We start from the raw sequence: 6,898 nt of genomic DNA on the forward strand, positions 1-6,898 counted from the left end.
GGTCGCTCGCCGTGCCCAACCTGCCGCCGTCGCCCACCGCGCCGGCCACCGTCGTCGAGCCGCAACCGCCGGCCCCGCCCGTCGCCGCCCCCATCACCGTGGCACCGACGCCGGCCCCGGCGCCTCCCGCGCCTTCGGCCCCACCGGCGCCGCCCCGCATCGAGCTGCCTTCCAGCTCCGCCGACTACCTGCACAACCCGCAGCCGCCTTATCCGGCCATGAGCAAGCGCCTGGGCGAGCAAGGCCAGGTGATGCTGCGCGTGCTGATCGCCGCCGACGGCGCCGCCGACAAGGTGGAGGTGCGCCGGTCCAGCGGCTACGAGCGGCTCGACAGCGTGGCTGTCGACACCGTGCGCCGCTGGCGCTTCGTGCCCGGCAAGCGCAACGGCGTGGCCGAGGCCATGTGGTTCAACGTCCCGATCAACTTTGTGCTGGAGTAGGAAAACAATGACCCCCGATTTCGGTCTGTCCCACGTCTGGGCCCAGGGTGACTTCGTCACCCGCGGCGTCGCCCTGCTGCTGCTGGGGATGTCGCTCGCTTCCTGGATGGTCATCATCGTCAAGGCGCTCGACCTGCGCCGCTATACGTCGCAGTCGCGCCAGATCGAGAGCTTCTGGCACGCCGCCGACTTCGCCGACGGGCTGAACAAGCTGGGAGCGGACCCGGCCAACCCGTTCCGCGCGTTGGCGCTGGAAGGGCGGCAGGCGGCCGCCCACCACAACGCCCAGTCCCAGCTGCACGACTCGCTGGGGGCCAGCGAGTGGCTCACGCGCACGCTGCGCAACGCGATCGACGAATCCACGCAGCGCATGCAAAACGGCCTGGCGGTGCTGGCCTCGGTCGGCTCCACCGCCCCCTTCATCGGTCTGTTCGGCACCGTCTGGGGCATCTACCACGCGCTGCTGGCCATCAGCTCCGCCGGCCAGGCCAGCATCGACAAGGTGGCCGGCCCGATCGGCGAGGCGCTGATCATGACGGCGCTGGGCCTGGCCGTGGCCATCCCTGCCGTGCTGGGCTACAACGCCCTGGTGCGCGGCAACAAGAACGTGCTCAACAAGATGAACCGCTTCGCGCACGACCTGCACGCCTACTTCGTCACCGGGGCCCGGGTCTCGGCCCAAGGCGGTGGCTCGCGCGGCGTCGTGCCGATGAAGAAAGGCGCCTGAGCATGGCCTTCGGCACCCAGGACGACACCGACGAGGTGATGAACGAAATCAACATGACGCCGCTGGTGGACGTCATGCTGGTGCTGCTGATCATCTTCATCATCACGGTGCCGGTGATGAAGCACTCCGTCAACATCGAACTGCCGCGCGCCAGCAGCGAGCCGCAGGACGCCAAGCCGGAAACCATCCGGCTGTCGGTCGATGCCCAGGGGCAGTACTTCTGGAACGAGCAGATGCTGGCCGAGGCGGAACTGGCGCCCCGGCTGCGGGCCGCGGCCGCCCGCACGCCGCAGCCCGAGCTGCACCTGCGCGGCGACAAGGACGCGCGCTATGAATGGGTGGCGCAGGCGCTGGCCGCCGCGCAGACCTCGGGCCTGCGCAAGATCGGATTCATCACGCAGCCCAAGCAGCCATGAGCACACTCCCTTGCGCCACCGAACCCCGCACCCTGCCAGCGGCCCCGCGCATGCAGCAGGCCGCCGACGAAGGCCGCCCGGCCTTGGTCAGCAGCAAGGATCTGCTGCGCGGCCGCCGGATCGTGGAGATCTGCCACAACGGCGAGGTCTACCGGCTCCAGGCCACCCGTCTTGGCAAGTTGATCCTGACGAAATAGCTCAGAGGCCCAGCGCGGCGATGCCGGCGCGGGCGATCTGCGCGTCCTCGGTCGACTTGACGCCGCTGACACCGACGGCGCCGATGCACTGGCCGCCCTTCATCACCGGCACGCCGCCTTCCAGCAGGCCCTGCAGCCCGGGCACGCTCAGGAACGAGACCCGGCCGCCATTGATCATTTCTTCGTAAATCCGGCTTTCGCGCTGGCCGACGGCGGCCGTGTTGGCCTTGGCCGGGGCGATCTGGGCCGAGATCGGGGCGGCGCCGTCCAGCCGCTGCAGCCACAGCAGGTGGCCGCCGTCATCGACGATGGCGATGCTGACGGCCCAGTGGTTCTTGATGGCCTCCGCTTCGGCGGCGGCGGCGATGGCCTTGACATCGGCGAGTTCGAGCACGGACTTGGTCTTCATGGCGGGTGGACGGCGAGGGTGAAAACGGCGAGCATAACGGCTGCGCGGGTCCGGCTTTGCGCCCGGGCTGGCGGGCCGGGACGGGAACCAACCTAGAATGGACTCATCCAACTGCCGACTGAAGGCCAAGGAGCAAGCAATGAACGACCAAGTCCGCACAATCGATTCACTAGGCTATGGCCAGGACAGCCTGGCGCAGCGCAACCGCGTGATGCGCAACACCTACTGGCTGCTGGCCCTGAGCATGATCCCCACGGTGCTCGGCGCCTGGCTGGGCGTGGCCACCGGCGTCACCCGCGGCCTGACCGGCGGGATGGGGCTGGTCGTCTTCCTGGGCGGCGCCTTCGCCTTCATGTTCGCCATCGAGAAGACCAAGAATTCCGCCGCCGGCGTGCCGGTGCTGCTGGCATTCACCTTCTTCATGGGGCTGATGCTGTCGCGGCTGATCGCAATGGTGCTGGGCTTTTCCAACGGCACCAGCCTGGTGATGACGGCCTTCGGCGGCACCGCCGCGGTGTTCGCGGTGATGGCCACGCTGTCGACGGTGATCAAGCGCGACCTGTCCGGCATGGGCAAGTGGCTGTTCGCCGGCGCCCTGATCATCGTGTTCGGCGCCATCATCAACGTGTTCGTCGGCTCGTCGGCGGGCATGCTGGTGATCAGCACCCTGGCGATCGGCGTGTTCAGCCTGTACATGCTGTATGACCTCAAGCGCATCGTCGACGGCGGCGAGACCAACTACATCAGCGCCACCCTGGCCCTGTACCTGGACGTGTTCAACGTGTTCCAGAGCCTGCTGGTGCTGCTGGGCCTGACGTCCGGCGACGACTGAAGCTGTTTCGCTTCAAGGAATAAGGGCCCTGCGGGGCCCTTTTCGTTGCTGCAAGACCTGGACTGCCGCCTCAAGCGGCAATGACCGGGGAGTGGAGGTCGAACACCGCCATCGACTCCACGTGCGCGGTGTGCGGGAACATGTTGACCACGCCCGCCGCGGAGCACCGGTAGCCGCCCCCGTTGACCAGCAGGCCGGCGTCGCGCGCCAGCGTGGCCGGGTTGCAGCTGACGTAGACGATGCGCCGCGGCGGCGTCCAGCCGCCGGTGCGCAGCGCTGGATCCTCATGCAGCTCCGCCAGCGCCTTGGCCAGGGCGAAGGCCCCTTCGCGCGGCGGATCGACCAGCCAGGCGTCGGCGCGGCCGTCGGCCACCAGCTGCTGGGGCGTGATCTCGAACAGGTTGCGGGCCACGAAGCTGGCGGGTGCCAGCGGCGGCAGCGGGCCGCGCTGCTGCTGGTTGCGCGCGTAGTTCTCGCGGGAGCGGGCCACCAGCGCCTCGCTGCCTTCGATGCCCAGCACCTCGCCCGCCCGGGTGGCCAGCGGCAAGGTGAAGTTGCCCAGGCCGCAGAACCAGTCGATCACGCGCTCGCCGGCTTGCGGGGCCAGCAGACGGACCGCGCGGTCGACCAGCACCCGGTTGATGTGGGGATTGACCTGGGTGAAATCGGTGGGCCGGAACGGCATGGTGATGCCGTATTCCGGCAGCGCGTAGCTCAGTTCGTCGCCACCCTCGTCGAGCAGCTTGACCGTATCCGGGCCCTTGGACTGCAGCCACCACTGCAGGCCCGGGTGCGCCGCGGCGAAGGCGCGCAGCCTGGCCAGGTCGCCCGCCGACAGCGGCTCCAGGTGGCGCAGCACCAGCGCGGTGACGCTGTCGCCGCAGGCCAGCTCGATCTGAGGGCAGGTTTCGATGGCGTCCATCCCGCCGATCAAGGCGCGCAGCGGCAGCAGCAGCTCGCTCACGTGCGGTGGCACCACGTGGCACTCGCGGATGTCGGCCACGTAGCGGCTCTTGCGCTCGTGGAAGCCGACCAGCACCGCGCCCTTCTTGCGCACGTGGCGCACGCTCAAGCGGGCCCGCCACCGGTAACCCCAGGCCGGCCCCTCGATGGCGGGCAGCACCGTCTCCGGGCGGACCTTGCCCAGGTGCCAGAGGTTGTCTTCCAGCACCCGCTGCTTGATGGCGACCTGGGCGCCAACGTGCAGGTGCTGCATCTTGCAGCCGCCGCAGGCGCCTTCGTGCAGCCCGAAGTGCGGGCAGCGCGGGCGCACGCGCTGGGCCGACTCGCTGTGCAGCTCCACCAGCGAGGCCTGTTCCCAGTTGTTCTTGCGGCGATGGACCTTGGCCGTCACCTTCTCGCCAGGCAAGGCGCCTTCGACGAACACCACCTTGCCGTCGGGGCGGCGCGCCACGCCCTGCGCCTCGATGTCGAGGGAGTCGATGAGAAGCCAGCCCTCGGGGAGGGCCGGCTGTTCCTGCTTTTCTGTCATGGCCCGATTGTCTCAGGCCGCGCCCTCACTTCCAGGCCGCGAGGTACTCCTGCCAGTGCGGCTCCAGGGGCGCCAGCTCGCCGATCGTCTGCTTGACGTAGCCGATTTCCTGCTCGTACTCGGCCTCGGTGAAGCCGCAGCGCATCTTCTGGAAGCGGCAGTACAGGAGGTAGGTGTTCATCACGTCCGTCTCGCAGTAGCGGCGGATGTCCTCGAGCTTGCCGTCGCGGTACGCGCCGTAGACCTGCGAGCCGTCCATCCCCAGCTTGCCCGGGAAGCCGCACAGCTTGGCCAGCGCGTCCATCGGCGCATTGGCACGGCCGTTGTACAGCGCCAGCACGTCCATCAGGTCCATGTGCCGCATGTGGTAGCGGTTGATGTAGTTGTTGTACTTGAACTCGCGGTCGTCCGGCGCCCCGCCCTCGCCCATGCACCAGTAGCGGTCGGCGGCCACGCCGTGGCGCAGGCCGCGGTAGTGCAGCACCGGCAGGTCGAAGCCGCTGCCGTTCCAGCTCACCAGCTGCGGCGTGTGCTTTTCCAGCGCGTTGAAGAAGGTCTGGATCACCTTGCCTTCGCTGCCGCCGTCGCGATCGACGAACGAGTGCACGCGCAGCCCGTCGGCGTTGCGGAACACGCAGCTGATCACCAGGATGCGCTGCAGGTACAGTGGCATGAAGTCGCTCTGGTTGGCGGCTTTGCGTTCCGCCGCCCAGTCGGCGTAGACCTGCGGGTCCTCGATGTCGGCGGGCACGCCGCGCAGCAGGCGCAGGCCGGCGATGTCGGGGATGGATTCGATGTCGAAGACGAGGACGGGCCAGGGCATGGGGCGACTTTATCAGTCGCTTCCCCGCAACCTTCCCCGCGCCGGGGGAAGGAGCAATAAGCCGATCAAAGCAAGGCCTGTTTGTCGACCCCGCTGCGCGTCATGTGGCGCCTGAGTTTCAGCAGCGCCTCGTTCTGGATCTGCCGCACCCGCTCGCGCGTGAGGCCCAGGCGGTCGCTCAGCACTTCCAGCGTCTCGGGGTCGCGGTCGTGCAGGCCGAAGCGGCCTTCCAGCACTTCCTTTTCGCGATTCGACAGCGCCGCCAGCCAGCTGGCGAGCAGGCGCTCGACCTCGTGGTTCTGCGTCACGCCGGTGGGGTCGAGCGTCAGTTCGTCGGCCATGGAATCGCCCAGCGTATGCTCGTCGCCGGCGCGCTCCACCACCGCATCGAGCGACTTGGGCGTCTCCGCCATCGCCAGCAGTTGCGCCACCTCCTGCACGTCGCGCCCGAGCAGCGCCGCCACGTCCTCCACGCGCACGCCGTCGCCGTCGATGCCCCCGCGCGCCATGGCGAAGGCAGGATCGTGTTCCAGCGTGCGACGGGCCCGCAGCACCTGTTGCAGCTCGCGCACCACATGCACCGGCAGCCGGACCACCCGGCCCTGGTTCATCACCGCGCGCTCCACAGCCTGGCGGATCCACCAGGTGGCATAGGTGGAGAAACGAAAGCCCCGCTCGGGCTCGAACTTGTCGATGGCGTGCATCAGGCCGAGGTTGCCTTCCTCGATCAGGTCCGACAGCGGCACCCCGCGCCCGAGATAGGCCTTGGCGATGCTGACCACCAGCCGCAGGTTGTGCTCGATCATCGACTGGCGCGCCGCGAAGTCGCCGGCCCGCGCGCGGGTGGCGGTCTCGAACTCCTGTTCGGCCGTGAACAGCGTGGTGCGCCGCACGTCGCGCAGGTACAGGGTCAGCGTGTCGGTGGACTCGCCGGCCAGCTCGCCGGACAGCTCGCGCAGGCGCTGGTTCGGCAGCGGCTCCGGCGCGGCGGCGGCGTCCGGCTCATCCGCAAGCGGCCCCTCCGCGTCGGCCCGGGCGCCCGAGGGCGTCGCCGACACGTGGCCGTTGCGGCGTTTCATCGCTACCTCGGAGGCAGGTACCTGGAAGGGTCGACCGGCTTGCCTTGCCGGCGGATCTCGAAGTGCAGCTTGACGCGATCCGTGTCGGTGGACCCCATCTCCGCGATCTTCTGGCCCTTGCGCACCGACTGGTCTTCCTTCACGTGCAGCGCCTGGTTGTGCGCATACGCGGTCAGGTAGGTGTTGTTGTGCTTGAGAATGATAAGGTTGCCGTAGCCGCGCAGGCCGGCGCCGGCATACACCACGCGACCGTCGGCGGCGGCCAGCACCGGTTCGCCGGGGCGCCCGCCGATGTCCAGGCCCTTGTTCTTCTGCTCGTCGAAGCCGGCCAGCAAGGCGCCACTGGCGGTGGGCCACGACCAGGCGATTTCCTCCTCCGGCGGGACGGCCGGGCCGCTGCCCGGAGTGGGAATGGGCGTGGCCATGCGCGGCGCGCTGGCTGGCGGCAGCGGCGCCGAAGCGACGCCGGCGGCCGGCGCGAGC

10 protein-coding genes are annotated in these 6,898 nt (G+C 69.1%); 5 read left to right on the top strand and 5 right to left on the bottom strand.

From position 1 onward, the window contains the following. The 4 genes from JWP65_RS06585 to hemP form a co-directional block, all read left to right on the top strand. The coding region (locus JWP65_RS06585) for an energy transducer TonB (RefSeq protein WP_299761752.1) at positions 1-440 on the top strand (440 nt) is incomplete at its 5' end. Positions 441-447: 7 nt separating this feature from the next. Continuing rightward, positions 448-1,167, top strand: a complete 720-nt coding sequence (locus JWP65_RS06590) for a MotA/TolQ/ExbB proton channel family protein (RefSeq protein ID WP_299761755.1) — start codon at positions 448-450, stop codon at positions 1,165-1,167. Between the two features lie 2 nt (positions 1,168-1,169). Further along, positions 1,170-1,583: a biopolymer transporter ExbD gene (locus tag JWP65_RS06595; protein WP_299761758.1), complete on the top strand. Its 414-nt coding sequence runs from the start codon at positions 1,170-1,172 to the stop codon at positions 1,581-1,583. Positions 1,584-1,633: 50 nt separating this feature from the next. After that, entirely contained in the window at positions 1,634-1,780 is a 147-nt protein-coding gene (gene hemP, locus JWP65_RS06600) for a hemin uptake protein HemP (protein ID WP_299761779.1), read from the top strand. A gap of 1 nt (position 1,781) precedes the next feature. Here the strand turns inward: hemP and JWP65_RS06605 are convergent, their stop codons facing one another. Next, on the bottom strand, positions 1,782-2,189 hold the full coding sequence (locus JWP65_RS06605) for a heme-binding protein (protein ID WP_299761761.1): 408 nt from the start codon (positions 2,187-2,189) through the stop codon (positions 1,782-1,784). A 139-nt stretch (positions 2,190-2,328) separates the two neighbouring features. Between JWP65_RS06605 and JWP65_RS06610 the strand changes: the two genes are divergently transcribed. Further along, positions 2,329-3,021 (top strand): Bax inhibitor-1/YccA family protein, encoded by a 693-nt coding sequence (locus JWP65_RS06610; RefSeq protein WP_299761764.1) that lies wholly within the window; start codon positions 2,329-2,331, stop codon positions 3,019-3,021. A 70-nt stretch (positions 3,022-3,091) separates the two neighbouring features. On the opposite strand, the gene rlmD is transcribed toward JWP65_RS06610, so the two are convergent. The 4 genes from rlmD to JWP65_RS06630 form a co-directional block, all read right to left on the bottom strand. Continuing rightward, on the bottom strand, positions 3,092-4,513 hold the full coding sequence (gene rlmD, locus JWP65_RS06615) for a 23S rRNA (uracil(1939)-C(5))-methyltransferase RlmD (protein ID WP_299761767.1): 1,422 nt from the start codon (positions 4,511-4,513) through the stop codon (positions 3,092-3,094). A gap of 25 nt (positions 4,514-4,538) precedes the next feature. Then, entirely contained in the window at positions 4,539-5,336 is a 798-nt protein-coding gene (locus tag JWP65_RS06620; RefSeq protein WP_299761770.1) for a 3'-5' exonuclease, read from the bottom strand. A 65-nt stretch (positions 5,337-5,401) separates the two neighbouring features. Continuing rightward, positions 5,402-6,415, bottom strand: coding sequence for a sigma-70 family RNA polymerase sigma factor (locus JWP65_RS06625; RefSeq protein WP_299761773.1), 1,014 nt, complete (start codon positions 6,413-6,415; stop codon positions 5,402-5,404). Between the two features lie 2 nt (positions 6,416-6,417). After that, positions 6,418-6,898: peptidoglycan DD-metalloendopeptidase family protein (locus JWP65_RS06630; protein ID WP_299761776.1), on the bottom strand; the 481-nt coding region annotated here is incomplete at its 5' end.

Origin of the sequence: Ramlibacter sp. (assembly GCF_028292805.1) — a bacterium.
Classification (GTDB): domain Bacteria; phylum Pseudomonadota; class Gammaproteobacteria; order Burkholderiales; family Burkholderiaceae_C; genus Ramlibacter.